This is a genomic window from Brevundimonas sp. (assembly GCF_004210735.1).
GTDB lineage: Bacteria > Pseudomonadota > Alphaproteobacteria > Caulobacterales > Caulobacteraceae > Brevundimonas.
Map to the genome: position 1 here is coordinate 25251 of NZ_SDZL01000019.1, position 21176 is coordinate 46426.

The window sequence follows — 21176 nt, forward strand, 5'->3', positions numbered from 1 at the left end:
CCTTCCGGTTTCCTGCGATCCTGCGCGTGCAGGGAGTGAGACATGACAGGGTCTATCAAGGTGGGCGTCGGCGGCTGGACCTATGAGCCGTGGCGCGGGGTCTTTTATCCCGAGGGTCTGACGCAGAAGCGCGAGCTGGAGTTCGCCAGCCGGGCGCTGACCAGCATCGAGATCAACGGCACCTATTATTCGACCTTCAAGCCCGACAGCTGGATGAAGTGGCGGGACGAGACGCCGGACGGCTTTGTCTTTTCGGTCAAGGCCAGCCGCTATTGCACCAATCGCAAGGTGCTGGCCGAGGGGGGCGAGAGCTTTGACCGGTTCCTGTCGCAGGGGCTGACGACGCTGGGCGACAAGCTGGGGCCGATCAACTGGCAGTTCATGGGGACGAAGAAGTTCGATCCGGTCGATTTCGAGGGGTTCCTGAAACTGCTGCCATCGGAGAAGGACGGGGTGCGGCTGCGCCATGCGCTGGAGGTGCGGAACCCGACCTTCGCCTGCGAGGAATTCCATGACCTGGCCCGAAAATACGGCGCGGCCATCGTCTATGCCGTCGACGACGAGGAGCCGACCTGGCCGCAGATCGACGAGGAAACGTCTGATTTTAGATACGCCCGGCTGATGTCCAGTCGCGAGGACGAGCCGACCGGCATGACGGCGGCGGAATTGGACGCGGTGGCGAAACAGGCCAGGGCCTGGGCGGAACGCGGCGATGTGTTCGCCTATTTCATCTCGGGCGCGAAGGTGCGCAACCCGGCGGCGGCCCAGGCGCTGATCGAACGGCTGAAGACCTAGCCGCCGTTCTGGGCGAACCAGTTCACGATGGCCGGCATGTCGCCCTCGAACCCGCCGGGCACATATATGTTCAGGAGACCCGCGCGTTGGTCGGTGCGGTTGGCGAAATCGTGGGTCACCCCTCGCGCCGCGCGAATGAACGACCCGACGCCAGCATCGATCCAGTCATCGCCGATACAGAAGCTGATGACCCCCTCGATGACGTAGAAGATATCATCGTGATCGGCGTGGCTGTGCGGCCCCGGCCCCGGGCTGTGCGGCTCCAGAAACCACTCCGAGATGGCGTAAGCGGCCCCGGTTTCCGCCTCGTCCGCCTTGAACACCGCCCGCATGGAACCCATTGCATAGGCGCGCCCTTCGCCAGGGGTGAGCACGATCGACTGCAGCCGTGCGTCGTCAGTCATGTTCGGCCTCCCTCCGCCCAATCTTGCGTCGAGCGAGAGGAGGGCGCAACGGAAACACAGCCACCCAGGGATTTTGCCATGCCCATCGCCACCCGCGCCTTCGCCGCGACCGCCGCCGACCAGCCGCTGTCGCCCTATCGCTTTGACCGGCGCGAGCCGGGGCCGGACGATGTGGCCATCGCGATCCAGTACTGCGGCGTTTGCCATTCGGACCTTCACATCGCAAAAAACGATCTGGGCAACACCCGCTATCCCATCGTGCCGGGGCACGAGATCGCCGGGGTGGTGACGGCCGTCGGCGCCAATGTGACGCGGTTCAGGCAAGGCGACCGGGTCGGGGTCGGCTGCATGGTCGACAGCTGCCGCACCTGTCCGTCGTGTCTGGCGGGGGAGGAGCAATACTGCGTGCCGGGCATGACCCAGACCTATGGCTCACCCGACCCCAGAGGCGCCGAGGTCGGCCAGACGATCACCCAGGGCGGCTATTCAGACCGGATCACGGTGGATGAGAACTATGTCCTGCGCATCCCGGACGCCCTGCCGCTGGACGCCGCCGCGCCGCTGCTGTGCGCCGGCGTCACTACATATTCACCGCTGCGCCACTGGAAGGTCGGGCCGGGCTCGAAGGTCGCGGTCGTGGGTCTGGGCGGGCTGGGCCATATGGCGGTGAAGCTGGCCGCCGCCATGGGCGCCGAGGTGACGGTGCTGTCGACCTCGGACCGCAAGAAGGCCGACGCCGAGCGGATGGGCGCCAAACATTTCCTGATCAACTCGGACAAGGCGGCGATGAAGGCGGCGGGCGAAAAGTTCGACCTGATCATCAACACCGTGTCGGCCACGCACGAGATCGCGGGCCATCTGAACCTGCTGGCGCGCGACGGGACCATGGTCATGCTGGGCCTGAGCACCGAGGGCATGCCGGTCTTCGCCATGCCGCTGCTGTGGCGCCGCCGCAGCGTGGCGGGCAGCCTGATCGGCGGCATCCGCGAGACGCAGGACATGCTCGACTTCTGCGCCGAGCACGGCATCGCCTGCGACATCGAGGTTATCGCCCCCGACCAGATCAACGAGGCCTATGCGCGGATGGAGAAGTCCGACGTGCGCTATCGCTTCGTCATCGACATGGCGCGAATGGCGGCCTGATCGCCTCCGCTTACTCCTGGTGGCGGGTGAAGGTCCAGGTGACGGTTCCGTCGCTGATGCGCAGGGTCGAGCCGGAACGTGTGACCCGATAGGTCTCGGTCTGGTTCGACCGGTCGCTTTCGCTGACCTCGTCGTTGCAGGAGCGACCGGCCCGTTCCGAACCCTTGGTGATGTTGAAGGTCGCGCTGGAGCCCGACATCGTGACCTGGCCCAGTTTCTCCTGCCGGACCCGTACATCGCAGGTGGCGCTTTCCGGATAGGATTTTTCGGTAATCCAGCTGAACCGGCCGTCCTCGCGCACGATCAGCGCCATCTCCCGGGTGACGCGCGTGGGGGTCGGTGTCGTCGAGATCACTGTATTGCTGGGCGAACCGGCGCCAAAGGTCCCGCCCATGTTGAAGTCGCCGGGCATGGAATAGGACCGGAACTGGATGCTGGAGCGGATGACCAGCTCCTGCTGGGTTCCGGTGTGGACCCAGCCGCCGGTCAATCCGGTCGCCTGGGCGTCGGCGCGCGGCGCGACGGCCAGGCTTGCGAGAACAGCGATGACGGCGAAGGACGGTTTCATGGACAGGGCTCCGGGAGAACGAACCCCAGCCTCCTGCATTTCAATCCAGGGCGCATTTCTTCTGCGGCGAACGAACGACGAAACGACGGGCCTTCTCTGAAGCGGGCGGGACGGCTATCCATTCAACCAAGCCGCGCGTCAGACGCGGCTGAATTCTCAGGGACAGGACAACAGCATGGCGCGCGTGGCACTCGTAACCGGCGGCACCCGGGGCATCGGCAAGGCCATCGTGCAACGGCTCAAGGAGGACGGGCTTCAGGTCGCGGCCGGCTATTCCGGCAATGACGAAGCCGCCCAGGCCACCGCCCGCGAACTGGGCGTCATGGTGGTCAAGGGTAACGTCGGCGCGTTCGAGGACTGCCAGCGCGCCGTCGCCGAGGTCGAGGCGCAGCTGGGCCCCATCGACGTGCTGGTGAACAACGCCGGCATCACCCGCGACGGCTTCTTCCACAAGATGACCGCCGAACAGTGGTCCGACGTGATCCGGGTGAACATGGACAGCGTTTTCAACATGACGCGCCAGGTGATCGGCGGCATGCGGGACCGCAATTTCGGCCGCATCGTCAACATCAGCTCGATCAACGGCCAGAAGGGTCAGATCGGCCAGACCAACTATTCCGCCGCCAAGGCCGGGATGATCGGCTTCACCAAGGCGCTGGCGCTGGAAAACGCGCGCAAGGGCGTGACGGTGAACTGCATCGCGCCGGGCTATATCGACACCGAGATGGTGGGGGCCATGGACGAGAAGGTTCTGGCCGGAATCATCGCCCAGATCCCGGTCGGAAGACTTGGAAAAGGCGAGGAAATCGCCGACATGGTGTCCTGGCTGTCGGGCGAGCGTGCCGGATATGTCACAGGCTGCACCCTATCGCTGAACGGCGGTCAGTATCTGGTCGGGTGAAGCCAAGGTTCGCCCAAAATCCGCCGGGGTGGGGCGTCACCTATCTGAAGATGTTCAATCGGGTCTCGGTCAGGACGGCGTCTGAGCCGCTTTCGACCGCGATGGCGTTCGCCGCCGTCGTGGGCGTGAGCCTGGCTGTCATGACCGGCCCCGCCGTCGCCCAGGCGCGCGCCAACGCCCAGGCCGATCAGGACCGATCCGCCCGTGAGCGCATCTTCACCCGCAACCTGCCGCCGTCCGGCCGGTACGTCGCCGAAAGCGGCCAGACCTTCCTGCTGGACCGGTCGGGCACGCGCATCCTGATGCGGTTCGAGCGCAGCAGCGAAATCTGGGTGCTGCGGCCGACCCCGGCGCCGCGCGGAGACATGATCTATCGCAACGACGCAGGCGATCAGGTGCTGCGGGTGACGCCGGACGGGGCGATGACCCTGTTCACCTCGTCCGCGCCGCAGGGCGCGCCCGTGTCGAACGGCGGGCCGGGGCCGGCCCTGTCCGCGCCGACCCTGACTCCGGTCCAGCTGTGGAACTATATCGTCCGCCAGAGCGGCCGGGCCAGCGCCGCACTGGGCCGACTGGTCCAGGTGGATGTCGATATCCAACCGGGGTCCGAAGCCGTGGCGGCGGATGCGCTGACCACCGCCGTGGATGCGGTGATCCGCATGGCACGATCGTCCAATCTGCGCGAGGAGGCGTCGCAGGTGCGCCGCATCGTCATCACTGACACCGGTCGGCCGGGCGTCGGCTTTGGCGCGGGGACGCTGCGCATCGTCATCAACGCCGAGGCCGGTCTGGCGGGGCGCCCCTCGTCCGCGCGGATCGTGCGCGTGGTCGCGGCGCGCGACTAACCCCGCGACTAGAACGCGTCCTTGGCCGCGCGCCGGGCTGCGAAATCCGCCGCATCGGTCGCCCGCAGGAAGGGATTGAAGGCCCGCTCGATCGCCAGGGTGGTGGGGACAGTCGGCTCGTTCCGCTCACGCGATGTGAAAATCGCCGCCGCATGGGCCGCCATCCCGGGCCGATCGTCCAGCGACAGGGCGAAGCGCGCATTGGCGGCCGTATATTCGTGGGCGCAGTAGATACGGGTCTCGTCCGGCCACTGCGCCAGCCGGTTCAGGCTGTCCCACATCTGGTCGGGCGTGCCCTCGAACAGACGACCACAGCCGAGGGCGAACAGGGTGTCCCCGACGAAGGCGATATCGTCGGCCGCGCTGCGATAGACGACGTGGCCCAGGGTATGGCCGGGCGTGGCCGTCACGGCAAAGGCGGTCTGGCCCAGCATGACCGTGTCGCCGTCCGCCACGACATGATCCAGCGGCGCGACGCGCGTCACCTCTTGCGGGCCATGGATGACGCAGTGGGTTTCGGCCTTCAGCCGGGCGTTGCCGGCCGTGTGGTCGGGGTGCCAGTGGGTGTTCAGGACCAGGTCCAGCCGCCCCCAGCCGGTCGCCGCAAGCGCGGCCAGTATGGCGTCCGCATCGGGCGTATCGACCGTGGCCACCTGGCCGGTCGCGTCGTCGCGAACCAGAAAGCCGTAGTTGTCGGACAGGCAGGGGAACTGGTGAACGGTCAGAGCCATGCCCCGTTGTAGCAGCCGAGGGCCATCCGGGCCTATAGTCGGACCATGCGGCGCGGCATCGACGAGTTGAGACGCTTTTACGGCGAGCCGGCCGGGGCGCTGGTGCGTCGCCTGCTGGCGCGGCGGCTGGCCGACGCCTGGGGCGAGGCCGACAATTGCGACGTGCTGGGGATCGGCTACGCCACGCCGTGGCTGGACGCCTTTGTCGGCGCGCGGCGCGTGATCGCCGCCATGCCGGGCGGTCAGGGCGCCGAGCAATGGCCAGCGGCAGGCAAGAACCGGACCCTGCTGGTCGATGATCGCCGCCTGCCCTTTCCCGCCGGAAGCTTTGACCGGGTGCTGCTGATCCATGCGCTGGAGGAGGCGGACGATCCCTCCGTCCTGCTGACCGAGGCGGTGCGCGCCATGGCCCCGGCGGGGCGTATCATCCTGGCCACGGCGGCGCGCGGGGGGCTGTGGGCCCGGGCCGAGGCGACGCCGTTCGGGCATGGACGACCGTTCACTCGCGGCCAGTTGGAGCGGCTGGTGCGCGAGGTCGGGCTGGAGCCGACCGCCTGGTCCCAGACCCTGTATGCCCCGCCATGGGGGCCGCTGCTGCCGATGGCGGACGGGCTGGAGCAGATCGGCCGGCGGCTGATCCCCGGCGCGGCGGGGGTGATCCTGCTGGAGGCCACCCGTCATGCCTATGCCCGCGCCCGGCCGGTCGGCCAGACCCGACGCGTCCGTGGCGAGACCCCGGGCCTGACGCCGCAACCGGCGGGCCGGGCTCCCGGTCGGACGGTGCGGATCGGGCTGGATGCGCCCGCCAAACGGCCCTAAAGCGGCGTCATGCAGCGACTGATCCTGATGCGACACGCGACCGCCGAGCGCGCGGCGGCTTCCGGCCACGACCGCGACCGACGCCTGTCGCCGGAAGGCCGGGCCGAGGCCGCCCTGATGGGGCGGATGCTGGCCGAGCGCGGCATACGGCCGGACCTGGCGCTGGTCTCGTCCGCCGCCCGCACGCGCGAGACCTGGGACGCGGTTCACGACGCCATGGGCGATGTCGAGGTGCGGCACGAGGCGGCCCTGTACGACGCCACGTCGGACACGCTGCGCCGCTTTGTCGAGGCGGCCGAAGACGAGGCGGGCTGCCTGATCGTGGTGGCGCACAATCCGGGCGTTCACCATCTGGCGATGGAGTATCTGGTCGAGGGCGCAGCCTCGCCGGCGGCGCTGGACCGGATGGCGGGCTTCCCGCCGGGATCGGCCGCCCTGTTCACCGTCGACCCCGCCGGGCGCTGCACCTTCGAGGGCTATCTGGGCCCGCGCAGCGAGGGCGTTCGATGAGCGCCGCGACCGCTTTCAAGATCATCGCCGCCGACGAATGGGCCGCCGCCCGGGTCGCCGGGGCCTATGACGGCTCGGCCGTGGACCGGGCCGACGGCTACATCCACCTGTCGACGACCGAGCAGTTGGCCGAGACCGCGCGGCGCCATTACGCCGGGCGCAACGACCTGCGGCTGCTGGAGGTTGAACTGGCCCTGCTGGGCGAGACGGTGGTGTGGGAGGCCGCGCGTGGCGGGGCCCTGTTCCCGCACATCTATGGCTCACTGCCGACGACTGCGGTGGTTTCGGAGCAGGTGATGACCGTTTCCTCGGCGGGCGAGATGACGCTGGGCGCGGAAGGTTGAGGCGATGAACGATCTGGCGACCTGGGCCCTGCGCCGCCTCGACCCGGAAACCGCGCACCGACTGGCGATCCGGGGACTGGCGCTGGCGCCGCTGATGCCCGCGCCGCCGGTGGACGATCCGATCCTGCACACCGACCTGGCGGGACTGGCGTTGCCGTCGCCGGTCGGGCTGGCGGCGGGTCTGGACAAGAACGGCGAGGCGCTGTCGGGACTGGGCAAGCTGGGTTTCGGCTTTGTCGAATGCGGCTCGGTCACGCCGCTGGCCCAGGCGGGCAATCCGCGGCCGCGCCTGTTCCGCCTGACCGAGGACCGGGCCGTCATCAACCGGATGGGGTTCAACAACGCCGGGCTGGAAGCTTTCGCCGCCCGGCTGGCGCATCGCCCGAAAGGCGTGGTCGTCGGGGCCAATCTGGGGGCCAACAAGGACACCGACGACAAGGCGGCCGACTATGTGCTGGGGCTGAAACGGCTGGCGGGACTGGCCGACTATTTCACCGTCAATGTCTCGTCGCCCAATACGCCGGGGCTGCGCGCCCTGCAGGGACGCGAGGCGCTGGACGACCTGCTGGGGCGGATCGCCGAGGCGCGCGGGGGCGATACGGCGCCGGTCTTCCTGAAGATCGCGCCCGACCTGACGGCGGCCGAAATCGGTATGATCGTCGAGGCGGCCGTGGCCCACCGGATCAATGGCCTGATCGTGTCCAACACCACCCTGGCGCGGCCCGACAGCCTGCGCGCGGCGGGTCGCGAGGAGGCGGGTGGCCTGTCGGGGGCGCCGCTGAAGGCCGGGGCGCGCGCGGCGCTGGCCGCCGCCGCCGAAGCGTCGGGCGGACGACTGACGCTGATTGCGGCGGGCGGGATCGATTCCGGCGAGGAGGCCTATGCCCGGTTGCGGGCGGGCGCGGCGGCGGTCCAGGTCTATTCCGCATTGGTCTATGAGGGGCCGGGGCTGGTGCAGCGGATCAAGCGCGATCTGGCGGCCCGTCTGCGCGCCGACGGTTTCTCCACGGTCGCCGAGGCGGTCGGAACGGGCCGTTGACGGAGCGTTAGGCTAAGCCCGGCATGATTTCCCAAAGCGGGGCATACCCGCGACCGGGGAGCCCCATGCAGGACGCCTACGCCGAAGACAGCACAGGTTGGGCCTACGCCGCGCGTCAGCGGCGTCGGGCGCTGCTTCAGCGTCTGGGTCTCGGCAGCGCCTGCGCCCTGGTGTTCGGGCCGATCCTGGGCTGGACCTTCTCGACCGTCTGGGTTGCGCTGTATTTCGTGATCCAGGCCGCCGAACTGTGGGCCTTTGCGCCCATCAACGGCAATCGCGCGGAACGCCTGCCGACGTGGCGGACCCTCGTCGGCGGCGCGATCCTGTGCCTGAACGGGGCCTTTTTCGGTAGCCTGTCCGTGCCGTTGTGGCTGACGGGCGGGGCTATGGGCGGTATCTGCGCCGCCATCATGCTGGCGTCCGGCGCCATCTATTCGACCGTCAATGCGCCGCGTTCGACAGCGGCGATGCTGCTGACGGTAGCGCCGCAGTTCGCCTATCTGGCGGCGACGCCCTTCTTCATGCACGCCCTGGGCGCGCCGTCGCATTTCGTCACCCCGGTGGCGATCGCCATGTGCGCCTTCATGACCTACTGCGTCTCGACCTGGCAGCGGATGAGCCAGTCGCGCGTGGCCGAGGATCAGGCCCGCCGCGACGCCGAGCGGGGCCGCCGCGCCGCCGAACAGGCCATGGCGGGCCGCAGCGCCTTCCTGGCGGCCGTGGGCCACGATCTGCGCACACCGATCAGCGCCATCCTGACCGGTGCGGCGGAACTTGAACGGACGGCGGGCGATTCCACCTCTCGATCCCACGCCGCGCTGATTTCAGATGCGGGCCTGATGATGAAGGCCCTGCTGGATGACCTGCTGGACCACGCCCGACTGGACGCGGGCCGGATGACGGTCGAGGCCAGTGATTTCAACCTGCGGGTCCTGCTGGCCCAGACCCTGCGCATGTGGCAGGGCCCGGCCCGGGCCAAGGGACTGAAACTGCGGATCGAGGGCGCGCGCGAGGCGCCGTCCCTGGTGCGCGGCGATCCCATGCGACTGCGTCAGGTGCTGAACAACCTGCTGTCGAACGCCGTGAAATTCACCGAGTCCGGTCAGGTCACCCTGAGCATCCGCGCCTGGGACGAGGATCCCGCCGGCCACGCCGTGCTGATCGAGATCGCCGACACCGGTCCGGGTATGACCGCCGCCCAGCGCGCGCGCCTGTTCACCCCCTTTGACCAGACGGCAGAGGGCGTCGGCTCGCGCTTCGGAGGGTCCGGGCTGGGGCTGGCCATCAGCCGTCAGTTGATCGAACTGATGGGCGGCCGGATCACCGTCCGCAGCGAGGTCGGTCAGGGCGCCCGGTTCATTCTGTCGCTGAGCCTGCCCGCCGCCGAGGCTGCGGCGCTGGAGCCGGGGCTGGAATCACCCGGCCACCGCAGCCGCGCCGCCGTCGCCCGCGCCCTGACATCCGCGTCGATACCCGTCCCTGCCCCGAGCACGACCCCCGTCGTGGCCGCTTCGACGCCCAGCGCCGCCGACATTCTGGCGGGCCTGACCGGTGGCGCGCCTGTCGCGGCTCCGGACCCGGTCAGGCCCCCCGCGCCGTCCCCGGTCACCGGGGCCGCTACTCCGCCTGTCCATGCCGAACCCACGTCGATCGCAGCCTTGGCCGAAGCGAGCGCGGAGGAAGACGAGCGGCCGATGCGGGTGCTGGTGGTCGATGATCACGACATCAACCGCCGCGCGGTTCAACTGATCCTGCTGCCGCTGGGCTGCGACGTCAGCATGGCGGCGGACGGGATGGCCGCGCTGCGCGCGTGCGAGACGACGGCGTTCGACCTGATCTTCATGGACGTGCGGATGCCCGAACTGGACGGGCGCGAGACCACGCGGCGGCTGCGCGCGGGTGGTGGGCCCAACGCCAACGCCCCGGTCATCGCCGTCACCGCCGATACGGCCCCCGAGGATATCGCCGCCTGTATGGCGGCGGGCATGACCTATTTCGTGTCCAAGCCGCTGACGCCGCCGTCGTTGCTGGGGGCCGTGTCACACGTCATGGCGGGCGCATCGGCGCCGGGTGCGTCGGCGGGGGGTGCGTCGGCGGGGGGCGCGGCGACCGCCGCCGCCTGACCCCGGACTGACGCCAGCAGGCGCGCGCCGAAGCCGGCGTCCTTCATCTCGCATTCCCAGACGGTCAGGACGCGCCAGCCCGAGGCGGTCAGTTCACCGGCCGTGCGGGCGTCGCGGGCGCGGTTGCGGTCGATCTTGGCGATCCAGTAGGCGGCGTTGGCCTTGGGCTGACGGGCGCCGCGTCGGCAGTCGTGGCCGTGCCAGAAGCAGCCGTGCACGAACAGGGCGATGCGTCGCCCCTTCATCACCACATCGGGGCGCCCCGGCAGGCCGCAACCGCCCAGCCGATAGCCGACGCCGCCCACGCGAAGCAGGCGGCGCACGGCCATTTCCGGCGCGGTGTCCTTGCCCCGGACGCGGCGCATGACGGCGCTGCGCGTCGGGGCGTCGTAGACGTCGGTCATCGACCGACCGCCAGGCTCTAAAGTTCGGTCAGCAGGTGTTCGGCCGAGGAGACCTTGAACTCGCCGCCCTGCTCGACATTCAGCTGTTCGACCACGCCATCCTTGACCAGCATGGAATAGCGCTGCGAACGCTCGCCCATGCCGAAGCCGGTGGCGTCCAGCGCCAGACCCAGCTTGCGGGTGAAGTCGCCGTTGCCGTCGGCCAGCATCAGGATCTCGTCGTTCTTGATCCCCTGGTCCGCGCCCCAGGCGCCCATGACGAAGGCGTCGTTGACCGAGACGCAGGCGATGGTGTCCACGCCCTTGTCGAGGATGGCCTGACGGTTGTCCTTGAAGCCCGGCAGGTGGCGGGCCGAGCAGGTGGGCGTATAGGCGCCCGGCACGGCGAACAGGGCCACGGTCTTGCCCTTGAAGATGTCGTCCGTGGTCATCGGACGAGGGCCTTCCGGCGTCAGGGAGCCCAGGGTCGCCTCGGGAATGCGGTCGCCGATCTTGATGGTCATGAATGCTCCGGAAAAAGAGAGGTCGCCGGCCATAGGCGGGGGACGAGTGGAAGGCAGGGAGTCAGATAGAGACGACGCGCGATATCGCCAAGTGTTCCGGCGCGCCGTCCTGTCGCCTTGCGTCCGGGCGCCGGCGACACGATGATAGAGGGATGGACGATTTCCAATCCCTGGTCGGTCGTCTGCTGGTGGCCATGCCGGGCATCGGCGACGACCGCTTTGACCACGCCGTCATCCTGGTGTGCGCCCACGGGCCGGACCACGCCATGGGACTGCGTCTGGATCAGCCGGTGCGCGGGCTGGACCTGAAGGCGGTGCTGGAGAAGCTGGAGATCGAGGCGCCGGACGACGCGGCGACGGGGCGACCCGTGCTGGTCGGCGGCCCGGTCGAGCGCGAGCGCGGCTTTGTCCTGCATACCGATGACTGGGACGCGGCGGACGCCACCCTGTCGTTCGGCGGCGGTCTGGCCATGACCGGCACGCGCGAGGCGCTGACGGCCATGACCGACGCCCACGACGGCCCCGCGCGGGCGATGCTGCTGCTGGGCTATGCCGGCTGGGGCGAAGGGCAACTGGAGGAGGAGTTGGGCGAGAACGTCTGGCTGACCGCCGAGCCGGACCTGGAACTGATCTTCGACCGCGACCACGAGACCAAATGGAGCCGCGCCCTGGCGGGTCTGGGCGTCGACGCCGGTCGCCTGTCCGGCCAGTCCGGCCGGGCCTGAGACCCTAGGCCGACCGGGCCCGGATCGGGGCCACGCCGTCGGCCAGCGATTCATTCAGGTAAACCTCGGCCTCCTGGGCCGGCAGGGCGGGCGCATAGCCGTAGCCCTGGCCATAGTGGCAGTTGGCGTCCAGCAGCAGCCGCGCCAGCCCGGCGTTCTCGACCCCCTCGGCGACGACCTCCAGCGACAGGTCGCGGCCCAGGTTGACGACCGATTTGACGATCTTGGCCGAGCCCTCGTCCTTGTCCATCGTCAGAACGAAATAGCGGTCGATCTTGAGCGTGTCGAAGGGCAGGCGCGCCAGATAGGACAGCGACGAGAAGCCCGTGCCGAAATCGTCCAGCGCCAGCGAGGCGCCCACGTCGCGCAGCGCCTTCAGCACCTCGGCCGCATGGGCGGTGTCGCGCATGATGTCGCCCTCGGTCACCTCCAGCTTGAGAGCGCCGCGTGGCAGGCCGCTTTCCTTGATGATCCGGGCGACGTCCTCGACCAGATGCGGGCGCTCGATCTCGCCGACCGACAGGTTGACGCTGCAGAACAGGCGACCGGCCGTGGGATGGCGTTTCAGCCATTCCGCCAGCTGGCGCGCGGACTGGGTCATCATCAGCAGGCCCAGTTCGTTCATCAGGCCCATTTCGTCGGCCAGCGGCAGGAACTCGTCCGGCGGGACCAGGCCGCGATGCGGGTGGCGCCAGCGGGCCAGGGCCTCGAACCCGGCCACGGCGCCGCTGTTCAGGTTCACGATGGGCTGGAAGAAGGGTTCGATCTCGCCGCGCACGAAGGCGTTGCGCAGGTCCGCCTCCAGCGCCAGCCGGGACAGGCTGTCGCTTTCCAGCGCGCGGCCATAGGCGGCGGCGCCGCCGCGACCGGCTGTCTTGGCCTGCTCGACGGCCAGTTCGACCCGGCGCAGCAGTTCGGCCACGTCCGGTGCGTCAGGGCCGCCCTCGGCCGTTACGGCGCCGATGGAGACGGTGGGATAGATGTCGAAGCCGGCGACGCGCAGCGGCTGTTCCAGCGCCGCGCGGACACGGTCGGCGGCGGCCGATCCCCCGCGTGGTAGCAGGACGGCGAATTCGTCCTCGCCCACGCGGGCGGGCGAGGCGTCCTGGGAGAAGGCGCCCAGCAGCCGCGATCCCATGGCCGAGATCACCAGATCCGCGCGTTCGTGGCCCAGCGCCTCGTTCAGGCGACGCAACCGGTCCAGATCGGCGACGATCAATTCATAGTCGCCCGGCTGGGTCAGGGTCTCGGCGGCCCGCGACAGGAAGGCGCGGCGATCCAGCAGGCCCGTCAGCGTATCGCGGTCCGAGCCGGCGAATTTGGTTTCCAGCCCGACCATGCCGGCGGCGCGCAAGCCGTCCTCCAGCCAGACGCCGCGCCACAGGCAGGCCTCACCCCCGCGCATGCGCAGGCGGACGGCGACCTCGGCCCCCTCCTCTCGCGGCTTGAGCAGGCGTTCGGCCAGAGTGCGGTCCTGCGGCATGGCCGAGGCGGTGAAGGCAGCGCCCGAACATTCCGGCGCCAGCGGCCCCAGGCCCAAGGCACGGGTGGCGCCGGTGAAACGGATCTGGTCTTCGGCGGGGGTCCACACCCACAGGGCGGCGTCCGCTGCGGCCAGCGCCTCGATCGCCGTCGTCGGGTCCCAGCCCAGGCTCCTCGAACGCGTCGTCACTGGCTGTCGACCTCTGTCAGGACGGCGAAACGCCGGGGCCTTGCCCGACCTCATCGCTGAGTACGCCGAACAGCAGATGATCTGCCCATGCGCCGTTAATTTTCAAATAAGCCTTCGCCATTCCCTCGTGCCGGAAGCCCGCCTTTTCCAGCACCCGGCGCGACGGCAGGTTGGTCGGCAGACAGGCGGCCTCGATCCGATGCAGCTTCGTTTCCCGAAAACCGAAGTCCAGGACGGCCCGCACCGCCGCCGTGGCGTGGCCCCGACCGGCTACCGGCTGGCCGATCCAGTAGCCCAGCACCCCCGTTTCGGCCACGCCGCGCCGGATGTTGGACAGGGTGATCGCGCCCAACATCTGTTCGTCCTCACTCTCGTCGAAGATGAAGAAGGGCCAGGCCGTGCCCTGCTCCATTTCCCGGGCATAGACGCCCAACCGGCGGCGGAAGGCGGCGCGGGACAGGTCATCCTCGGGCCAGGTCGGCTCCCACGGCTGCAGATAGTCCTGACTGGCGCGGCGCAACGCCTCCCATTGAGGATAGTCGGTGGCGCGGGGCGGGCGCAGGCGAACCCCCTCGCCGTCCACCACGGGCCCCGCGTCGCTGATCCAGTCGAAAAGCGCCATGGCCCCAGCCTAACGGCGTCAGCCGCCGGGGAACAGGGCGCGGGCGAAGGCTTCACCGGCGACGCCGGCCGCGCGCGGCCCCAGAACGGCGCTGGCCGCCCGGCTCTGGGTCAGGGCGGAGGCGGCGGCGGCGCGCACATCCTCGACCGTGGCCTCGGCCAGCCGCCCGGCCATGGCCGACGACCCCACGGGGGCGCCGTAGACCAGGGTCTGGGCCGCGTTGCGACCCGCGCGGGACGCCGGGCTTTCGTCCGCCATCCACAGGCCCGAGCTGAGCACCGCCTTGGCGCGCACCAGTTCGACCTCGGTCGGCCCCTGCTCGGCCAGCGACAACACCTGCGCCGCCGCCACCTCGGCCAGCTCGACGGCGCGATCGGCGGCCGCCCCGGCGTAGATGCCCAGTACGCCGATGTCGTCATAGGCCTCGTGATAGGCGTCGATGGCGTACGCCAGTCCCCGCTCCTCGCGCGCGGTCTGGAACAGGCGCGAGGCCATGCCGCCGCCCAGGATCTCGGTCATCAGGCGCAGGGCCGGCAGATTGTCCGCCAGAGCGCCCTCGGTCGGCAGTTGGAACACCAGATTGGCCTGTTCGATGCGCCGGGCCAGTCGCGCATGCCCACCGGTGAAGCGCGCGGGCGCAGGGATCTCTGCCGTCACCGACGGCTGATCGCCGAACCAGCGCTCGGCCAGCGCTAGCAGGCTGTCTTCGTCGACGGCGCCGGACACGGCGATGACCATCCGGTCCGGCGAATAGAGCCGTGCGCGACATTCCGCCATGGCGGCGCGATCGGCCGGGGCCAGACTATCGATCGAGCCCAGGATAGGCCGGCCCAGCGGTTGCCCGGCGAAGGCGCGCGTCTGGGCCATTTCAAAGACGTGGTCGTCGGGCGTGTCGAAGGCCTCGGCGATTTCCTGGGCCACCACATCTTTCTCCCGGGTGATTTCGGCCGGGTCGAGCGTGGGGCGGAACACCAGGTCCGACAGCACCTGCATGGCCAGCGGCAACGAGCCATCCATGGCCCGCACCTCGAAACTGGTGCGCTCATAGCCGGTGGCGGCGTTGATTGATCCGCCCTCGCCTTCGATCCGCTCGACAATGTCGCGGGCCGACATGTCGCCGGCGCCCTTGAACACCAGATGCTCCAGCAGATGCGACCAGCCGGATCGATCCTCGGCCTCCCAGCGGGCGCCGCCGCGCACGGCGACGGTCAGGGCCAGGGTCTTGAGCCCCGGCATCGGGTCACAGACGACCCGGGCGCCGTTCGACAGGGTGTGCAGACGCGGGATCATGCCGAGGGCTCCGCTCGCAGCCGGCGGCGCAGCAGGACGCCGTAGAAGACGACCAGCGCCAGAGCCAGGCCGAACCAGGTCAGGGCGTATCCCAGGTGGTTGTTAGAGAAGGCGGCCGGGGGGGCCGACGGCGTCAGCGCCTGCCAGTCGGGATTGGACGAGGTGACGGCGAACAGGGTCCAGTCGGCGATGGGGCCGTCAGCCTTCAGCGCGGCGGCCATGGCCCGGGGGTCACGGGCGAAGAAGCGGCCGTTCGACGGCGGGGGGCTCATAGCGCCAGGCGCCTCCACGTGACGCAGCACGACAAGCAGGGCCAGCGGCATGGCGTCGTCGGCGCGGACCGGCGGCCGGGCCGAGATGCCGTCCGCGACGAAGCCGCGATCCACCAGGAAGGTCTGGTCCAGACCTTCGGGACGGCAGGCCGAGATCAGGCGCACGCCCGCACCGCCGTCGTGAATGGACTGAAGCTCGACATAGGGGGCCGTGGCCAGGCCGCGACAGACGACCAGGGCGCGCCGGAACTCGGGCGCGGGATCGGCCAGCACCTGATCCAGCGGGGCGGGCGGCTGGCGCTCGGCGGCGGTCGAGGCGGCGATCAGCCCCTCTTTCCACGCCATGCGCTGCACCTGCCAGACGCCCAGCGCGACGAGGACCGCCAGCAGGACGACCGCCAGCAGCGTCAGCACCCAGGGAAAACGCTTCATGCCCGATCCTTCATGGGCGCATCCATGCGCCCTTCGTGGCGGTTACGGAACTGTAGTCCGATCATCAGGCCCTTGCCGGGGCGCATCAGGGCCAGAGACAGCGCCGCCACCAGCGGCAGCCAGACCACCAGATGCAGCCACATGGGCGGGCGCCAGGCGACCTCGACATAGAGGGCCGAGAACCCGACCACAAAGCCGGCGATCTGCATGATGAAGGTGGCTGCACCGTCGCCGGTGTGGATGCCGGCGAGGTCCTGACCGCATTCCGCGCAGACCGGCCGGACCTTGAGGAAGCCCTGAAACAGGGCGCCGCGACCGCAGGCGGGGCAGCGCCCGGCCACGGCGTGTCGGACGGGTCGGGCCGAATGCAAATCGGCGCGGGACTGTTCGTCCCGCGCCGCTTGAAGATCGTTCCGGGCGGAGCCTGAACTCACCCGCGCGAACTCACCCGAAGATGACGTAAACGAAGGCGAAGAGGAACAGCCACACCACGTCCACGAAATGCCAGTACCAGGCGGCGGCCTCGAAGCCGAAATGCTTTTGCGGGCTCATCTGGCCGATCAGCAGGCGCAGCAGGCAGACCGCCAGGAAGATGGTGCCGATCAGGACGTGGAAGCCGTGGAAGCCGGTCGCCATGAAGAAGATCGAACCGTACAGGCCCGAGTTCACGGCCTCTTCGTTGAAGAAGAGGTTCTCGTGGATGATGTGGTAATATTCGTAGGCCTGAACGCCGGTGAACAGCACGCCCAGGGCCACGGTGATGCCCAGGCCGATCTTGGCGGCCTTGCGGTCGCCGACCTGAAGCGCGTGGTGGGCCCAGGTCACGGTCGTGCCCGACAGCAGCAGGATGACGGTGTTCAGCAGCGGCAGGTGCCAGGCGTCCAGCAGTTCGACGCCCTTGGGCGGCCAGGTCGACCAGGCGGCGGCGGTGTCGGCCCAGGCGGCGATCTCCGGCGTGTGGGCGCGCGATTCATTGAACAGCGCCATGTCGAAGAACATCCAGAAGAACGCCGCGAAGAACATGATCTCCGAGGCGATGAACAGGATCATGCCGTAGCGCAGGCCGATCGAGACGACCGGGGTGTGATCGCCCTTCTGGCCTTCCTTGATGACGTCCGACCACCAGCCGAACATCGAATACAGGACCCCCGCGAGGCCGGCGAAGAACATCACCTTGTTGCCTTCCGGCAGGCCGAACAGGCCCTTCATCCAGACGACGGCGCCCAGCATCATGATCATGGTCGCGGCGGACGCGACCAGGGGCCAGGGGCTGGGATCCACCAGGTGGTAGTCGTGGTGCGGAGCGGCGTGGGCGTCGGCCATTCTCGGGTCTCTTGAAACGGCTAGGGTCGTTTGATGAGGGCTATAGCGCCGCCTAGGCGGCGGCGCCAGTGGATTGAGGCGTCGAAGCGGCGGCGGCCTCGAACCCCTTGGTCGGATAGAAGGTGTAGCTGAGGGTGATTTCAGCCACCCCCTTGGACTCGCGGTCGGTCGCCATCTCGGAGGCCACGAAATACTGGACCGGGAAGGCCTTGGTCTCGCCCGGCGCGATTTCCTGCCCCTCGAAGCAGAAGCATTGCAGCTTCTGGAAATAGGGACCGGCGCGTTCGGGCACGACATTATAGGCGGCGGTGGCGTGGATCGGCTGGTCCGAGGTGTTGGTCACGTCGAAATAGGCCATGCCCGTCTCGCCGATTCGCACCCGCTGGCTGACCTGCTCGGCCCGGAAGGTCATCGGCAGGTCGCGGACATTGGTGTCGAAGCGGATCAGCACGGTGCGATCCAGCACCTGGGTCGGGGCGGCCTCGGCCTTCTTCACCGTCCCGTCGAAACCGGTGACCTGACAGAACAGGCGATACAGGGGCACGGCGGCGAAGGCGGCCCCGGTCATGGCCATGACCACGACGCCGCAGATCAGGGCGATGGCGTTCTTGCGGTTCAAGGCGTCATCTCCGCCGGGGGCGGCAGGGCCGGATCGGCGCGATCCAGCGTCGCAGCGGCGGCGGCCTCGGCCGCGTGGCGAGCTTCCGTGTTGCGGCGCAGGTTCATCACCGTCGTCAGGAAGACCAGAACGATGAAACCGATCAAAGCCAAGGCGATGGCCACGTTGCGACGCTTGCGCGCACGCGCCTGCTCGTCGGTCAGCTTGATGAAGTTCGGACGGGTCACGTCAGGCCTCCCAGGCCGGGCAACTGCTCGACCAGCAGGGCCGAGAACAGCGCCATCAGATACAGGATGGAGAAGGCGAACAGGTTCCGGGCCGGTTTGGCCTCGGCCCGGACGTCATACAATGCGGCCTCTCGCCCCACCGCCTCAGCCTTGTCCGGCTGATCGCCGGCGCGCGAGCGCCACAGGCGGAACGCGAGGGCCAGGAAGAACAGGCCGCCGAGCGCCGATACGGCCAGATAGAGGCGCCCGCCCAGACCCGTGAACGCCACGGCCACGGCCACAGGCACGAAGACCAGGCTGTAGATCAGGATCTGCAGGCGCGTGGATTTGGCGCCGCGCGCCACCGGCATCATCGGTATGCCCGCCCTGGCGTAGTCACCCGCCGAATAGAGGGCCAGCGCCCAGCTGTGCGGCGGGGTCCACAGGAAGATGATCAGGAACAGCAGCCACGCCTGCCACGGCGCGTCACCGGTCACGGCGGCCCAGCCGATCACGGGCGGGAAGGCGCCGGCGGCCCCGCCGATGACGATATTCTGCGGCGTCCGGCGCTTGAGCAGCAGGGTGTAGAAGCCGGCGTAATAGACGATGGTCAGGCCCAGCAGCCCGCCCGCCAGCCAGTTGGTCGTCATGCCCAGCAGCATGACCGAGAACACCGACAGGATGACACCATAGGCCATGGCGTCGTTCTTGGGCACCCGGCCGGCGGCGACCGGGCGACCGCGCGTACGGCGCATCAGGGCGTCGGTCTCGCCCTCCAGCGCCATGTTCAGCGCCCCGGCGGCCCCGGCGCCGACGGCGATGCACAGGATGGCGATGGCCGCCTCAAGGATCGCCAGATGGCCGGGCGCGACGGCCAGGCCGGTCACGGCGGTGAACACCACCAGCGACATGACGCGCGGCTTCAGCAGCTGGAAGTAGTCTTCCGGCTGGGCGGTCGAAACGGTCACGTCTGGCTGTTCAGCTTGGGTCATGAAAGGCGAAGGCCGCCCTTCCGGTCAGGAAAGGGCGGCCCCGTGTGCTTCATCCGGTTCGGATCAGTGGTTGTCCGCCTTGACCACCGGCAGTTCGTTGAACTGGTGGTGCGGCGGTGGCGAGGGCAGGGTCCACTCCAGCGTGGTGGCGCCTTCGCCCCACGGATTGGCTTCACCCTTGCGGCGACGGATCGCGGCTTCCAGCAGCATGACCATGAAGACGCCGACACCAACGATGGTGATGACATAGCCCCACGAGGAGACCTGGTTCCACAGGGTGTAGGCTTCCGGATAGTCGATGTAGCGACGCGGCATGCCCTGCAGACCCAGGAAGTGCTGCGGGAAGAAGATCAGGTTCACGCCGACGAACATGATCCAGAAATGGGTCGCGCCGAGGAACTCGTTGTACTTCACGCCAAACATCTTCTCGAACCAGTAGTAGAAGCCCGCGAAGATCGAGAAGATGGCGCCCAGCGACAACACATAGTGGAAGTGCGCCACGACGTAGTAGGTGTCGTGCAGGCTGTAATCCATACCGGCATTGGCCAGAACCACGCCCGTCACCCCGCCGACGGTGAACAGCAGGATGAAGCCCAGCGCCCAAAGCATCGGCGTCTTGAAGCTGATAGAGCCGCCCCACATGGTGGCGATCCAACTGAAGATCTTAACCCCGGTCGGCACCGCAATGATCATCGTCGCGGCCACGAAATAGGCGCGCAGATTGATGCTCATGCCCACGGTGTACATGTGGTGCGCCCACACGATGAAGCCGATGAAGCCGATGGCGACCATGGCGTACGCCATGGCGAGGTAGCCGAAGATCGGCTTCTTCGAGAAGGTCGAGACGATGTGCGAGACGATGCCGAAGCCCGGCAGGATCATGATGTACACTTCGGGGTGACCGAAGAACCAGAACAGGTGCTGGTACATCACCGGATCGCCGCCGCCGGCCGGATCGAAGAAGGTGGTGCCGAAGTTACGGTCCGTCAGCAGCATGGTGATGGCGCCCGCCAGGACCGGCAGCGACAGCAGCAGCAGGAAGGCCGTGATCAACACGCCCCAGGCGAACAGCGGCATGCGGTGCAGGGTCATGCCCGGCGCGCGCATGTTGAAGATGGTGGTGATGAAGTTGATCGCGCCCAGGATCGAGCTGGCGCCCGCCATGTGCAACGAGAAGATGGCCAGATCGAAGGCCGGGCCCGTGTGGCCGGTCGTCGACAGGGGCGGATAGGCCGTCCAGCCCCCGCCAAAGCCCTTGCCCGGCCCGCCATCGACGAACATCGAGACGCACAGCAGGACGAAGGCGAAGAACAGCATCCAGAACGAGATGTTGTTCATGCGCGGGAAGGCCATGTCCGGCGCGCCGATCATGATCGGCGTGAAATAGTTGGCGAAGCCGCCCATGGTCGCCGGCATGACGACGAAGAACACCATGATCAGGGCGTGAGCCGTGACCGTGACGTTGTAGCCGTGCTTGGACGCCTCAACGATCCCCAGTTGCTGGATGATCGTGCCTTCCTTGAACAACTGGATGCCCGGCTCGGCCAGTTCCCAGCGGATCAGGCCCGACAGGGCGCCGCCGATGATGCCGGTAAAGATGGCGAACACCAGATACAGGACACCGATGTCCTTGTGGTTCGTCGACAGGAACCAGCGGGTGAAGAAGCCCGGCTTGTGGTCGTGGTGATCGTCGTGCGTAGCGATTGCGGTGGCCATGGTCTCTCGGGCTCTCGCGCTTACTGGGCCGCGGGCGCGGCGGCGGCCGGCGCGGCGGGAGGGGTCGGGGCGGCGACGGCCGGCGTTTCGGTCGGCGTCGTCGCGGTCTGGGCGGTCGGCGCAGCGTCGGTCGCGGCAGCCGGTGCTCCGGTCACGCCGGCCGTCGCCGCCCCGACCC

General features: G+C 68.7%; 24 protein-coding genes and 1 pseudogene. 10 read left to right on the forward strand and 15 right to left on the reverse strand.

Features of this window, described 5'->3' with window-relative positions; genetic code table 11:
• Nucleotides 1-42: 42 nt before the first annotated feature.
• Entirely contained in the window at nt 43-795 is a 753-nt protein-coding gene (locus EON91_RS05870; protein ID WP_292092419.1) for a DUF72 domain-containing protein, read from the forward strand.
• Here EON91_RS05870 and EON91_RS05875 read toward each other — a convergent pair.
• Nucleotides 792-1199, reverse strand: a complete 408-nt coding sequence (locus EON91_RS05875) for a cupin domain-containing protein (protein WP_292092420.1) — start codon at nt 1197-1199, stop codon at nt 792-794. The genes EON91_RS05870 and EON91_RS05875 overlap by 4 nt on opposite strands.
• Nucleotides 1200-1277: 78 nt before the next feature.
• Between EON91_RS05875 and EON91_RS05880 the strand changes: the two genes are divergently transcribed.
• Nucleotides 1278-2342, forward strand: coding sequence for an NAD(P)-dependent alcohol dehydrogenase (locus EON91_RS05880; protein WP_292092421.1), 1065 nt, complete (start codon nt 1278-1280; stop codon nt 2340-2342).
• 10 nt (nt 2343-2352) lie between these two features.
• Here the strand turns inward: EON91_RS05880 and EON91_RS05885 are convergent, their stop codons facing one another.
• Nucleotides 2353-2910, reverse strand: coding sequence for a hypothetical protein (locus EON91_RS05885; protein ID WP_292092423.1), 558 nt, complete (start codon nt 2908-2910; stop codon nt 2353-2355).
• 175 nt (nt 2911-3085) lie between these two features.
• Here EON91_RS05885 and phbB point away from each other — a divergent pair, with 175 nt between their 5' ends.
• The gene (gene phbB / locus EON91_RS05890) at nt 3086-3811 is read left to right on the forward strand and encodes an acetoacetyl-CoA reductase (RefSeq protein ID WP_292092424.1); all 726 of its coding nucleotides are present in this window, start codon (nt 3086-3088) and stop codon (nt 3809-3811) included.
• Between the two features lie 101 nt (nt 3812-3912).
• Nucleotides 3913-4656: a DUF4908 domain-containing protein gene (locus EON91_RS05895; protein WP_292092425.1), complete on the forward strand. Its 744-nt coding sequence runs from the start codon at nt 3913-3915 to the stop codon at nt 4654-4656.
• 8 nt (nt 4657-4664) lie between these two features.
• Here the strand turns inward: EON91_RS05895 and gloB are convergent, their stop codons facing one another.
• The gene (gene gloB, locus EON91_RS05900) at nt 4665-5387 is read right to left on the reverse strand and encodes a hydroxyacylglutathione hydrolase (RefSeq protein WP_292092426.1); all 723 of its coding nucleotides are present in this window, start codon (nt 5385-5387) and stop codon (nt 4665-4667) included.
• A 45-nt stretch (nt 5388-5432) separates the two neighbouring features.
• Between gloB and EON91_RS05905 the strand changes: the two genes are divergently transcribed.
• The 5 genes from EON91_RS05905 to EON91_RS05925 all read left to right on the forward strand — a co-directional run bounded on the left by EON91_RS05905 (nt 5433) and on the right by EON91_RS05925 (nt 10222).
• On the forward strand, nt 5433-6206 hold the full coding sequence (locus tag EON91_RS05905) for a methyltransferase domain-containing protein (protein WP_292092428.1): 774 nt from the start codon (nt 5433-5435) through the stop codon (nt 6204-6206).
• Nucleotides 6207-6215: 9 nt separating this feature from the next.
• Nucleotides 6216-6716, forward strand: a complete 501-nt coding sequence (locus EON91_RS05910) for a histidine phosphatase family protein (protein ID WP_292092429.1) — start codon at nt 6216-6218, stop codon at nt 6714-6716.
• Complete coding sequence (locus EON91_RS05915; RefSeq protein WP_292092431.1) at nt 6713-7060, forward strand: DUF952 domain-containing protein; 348 nt, start codon at nt 6713-6715, stop codon at nt 7058-7060. Before EON91_RS05910 ends, EON91_RS05915 begins: the two co-directional genes overlap by 4 nt.
• Nucleotides 7061-7064: 4 nt before the next feature.
• Nucleotides 7065-8099, forward strand: a complete 1035-nt coding sequence (locus tag EON91_RS05920) for a quinone-dependent dihydroorotate dehydrogenase (protein WP_292092433.1) — start codon at nt 7065-7067, stop codon at nt 8097-8099.
• 65 nt (nt 8100-8164) lie between these two features.
• Nucleotides 8165-10222 (forward strand): ATP-binding protein, encoded by a 2058-nt coding sequence (locus tag EON91_RS05925; RefSeq protein ID WP_292092436.1) that lies wholly within the window; start codon nt 8165-8167, stop codon nt 10220-10222.
• An 11-nt stretch (nt 10223-10233) separates the two neighbouring features.
• Here the strand turns inward: EON91_RS05925 and vsr are convergent.
• Nucleotides 10234-10626 (reverse strand): annotated as a pseudogene (vsr, locus tag EON91_RS05930) (DNA mismatch endonuclease Vsr); the annotation flags it as partial.
• Nucleotides 10627-10643: 17 nt separating this feature from the next.
• On the reverse strand, nt 10644-11129 hold the full coding sequence (locus EON91_RS05935) for a peroxiredoxin (protein WP_292092438.1): 486 nt from the start codon (nt 11127-11129) through the stop codon (nt 10644-10646).
• A gap of 152 nt (nt 11130-11281) precedes the next feature.
• On the opposite strand from EON91_RS05935, the gene EON91_RS05940 reads away from it, so the two are divergent.
• Nucleotides 11282-11854: a YqgE/AlgH family protein gene (locus tag EON91_RS05940; RefSeq protein ID WP_292092441.1), complete on the forward strand. Its 573-nt coding sequence runs from the start codon at nt 11282-11284 to the stop codon at nt 11852-11854.
• 4 nt (nt 11855-11858) lie between these two features.
• Here EON91_RS05940 and EON91_RS05945 read toward each other — a convergent pair whose 3' ends face one another.
• The 10 genes from EON91_RS05945 to ctaD form a co-directional block, all read right to left on the reverse strand.
• Nucleotides 11859-13526 carry a bifunctional diguanylate cyclase/phosphodiesterase gene (locus tag EON91_RS05945; RefSeq protein ID WP_292092444.1) on the reverse strand — a complete coding sequence of 556 codons (1668 nt, stop codon included), beginning with the start codon at nt 13524-13526 and terminating at the stop codon, nt 11859-11861.
• 16 nt (nt 13527-13542) lie between these two features.
• Nucleotides 13543-14148: a GNAT family protein gene (locus EON91_RS05950; RefSeq protein WP_292092446.1), complete on the reverse strand. Its 606-nt coding sequence runs from the start codon at nt 14146-14148 to the stop codon at nt 13543-13545.
• Nucleotides 14149-14166: 18 nt separating this feature from the next.
• Nucleotides 14167-15438: a pitrilysin family protein gene (locus EON91_RS05955; RefSeq protein ID WP_292092448.1), complete on the reverse strand. Its 1272-nt coding sequence runs from the start codon at nt 15436-15438 to the stop codon at nt 14167-14169.
• Complete coding sequence (locus EON91_RS05960) at nt 15435-16142, reverse strand: SURF1 family protein (protein WP_292092450.1); 708 nt, start codon at nt 16140-16142, stop codon at nt 15435-15437. The genes EON91_RS05955 and EON91_RS05960 overlap by 4 nt, the downstream gene beginning before the upstream one ends.
• Nucleotides 16139-16513 carry a DUF983 domain-containing protein gene (locus tag EON91_RS05965; protein ID WP_292092461.1) on the reverse strand — a complete coding sequence of 125 codons (375 nt, stop codon included), beginning with the start codon at nt 16511-16513 and terminating at the stop codon, nt 16139-16141. The genes EON91_RS05960 and EON91_RS05965 overlap by 4 nt, the downstream gene beginning before the upstream one ends.
• Nucleotides 16514-16586: 73 nt before the next feature.
• Entirely contained in the window at nt 16587-17465 is an 879-nt protein-coding gene (locus EON91_RS05970; RefSeq protein WP_292092452.1) for a cytochrome c oxidase subunit 3, read from the reverse strand.
• Nucleotides 17466-17517: 52 nt separating this feature from the next.
• Entirely contained in the window at nt 17518-18084 is a 567-nt protein-coding gene (locus tag EON91_RS05975) for a cytochrome c oxidase assembly protein (RefSeq protein ID WP_292092454.1), read from the reverse strand.
• Nucleotides 18081-18311 (reverse strand): hypothetical protein, encoded by a 231-nt coding sequence (locus tag EON91_RS05980; RefSeq protein WP_292092455.1) that lies wholly within the window; start codon nt 18309-18311, stop codon nt 18081-18083. Before EON91_RS05980 ends, EON91_RS05975 begins: the two co-directional genes overlap by 4 nt.
• On the reverse strand, nt 18308-19282 hold the full coding sequence (gene cyoE / locus EON91_RS05985; RefSeq protein ID WP_292092457.1) for a heme o synthase: 975 nt from the start codon (nt 19280-19282) through the stop codon (nt 18308-18310). The genes EON91_RS05980 and cyoE overlap by 4 nt, the downstream gene beginning before the upstream one ends.
• Before the next feature lie 63 nt (nt 19283-19345).
• Complete coding sequence (gene ctaD, locus EON91_RS05990; protein ID WP_292092458.1) at nt 19346-20998, reverse strand: cytochrome c oxidase subunit I; 1653 nt, start codon at nt 20996-20998, stop codon at nt 19346-19348.
• Nucleotides 20999-21176 lie beyond the last annotated feature (178 nt).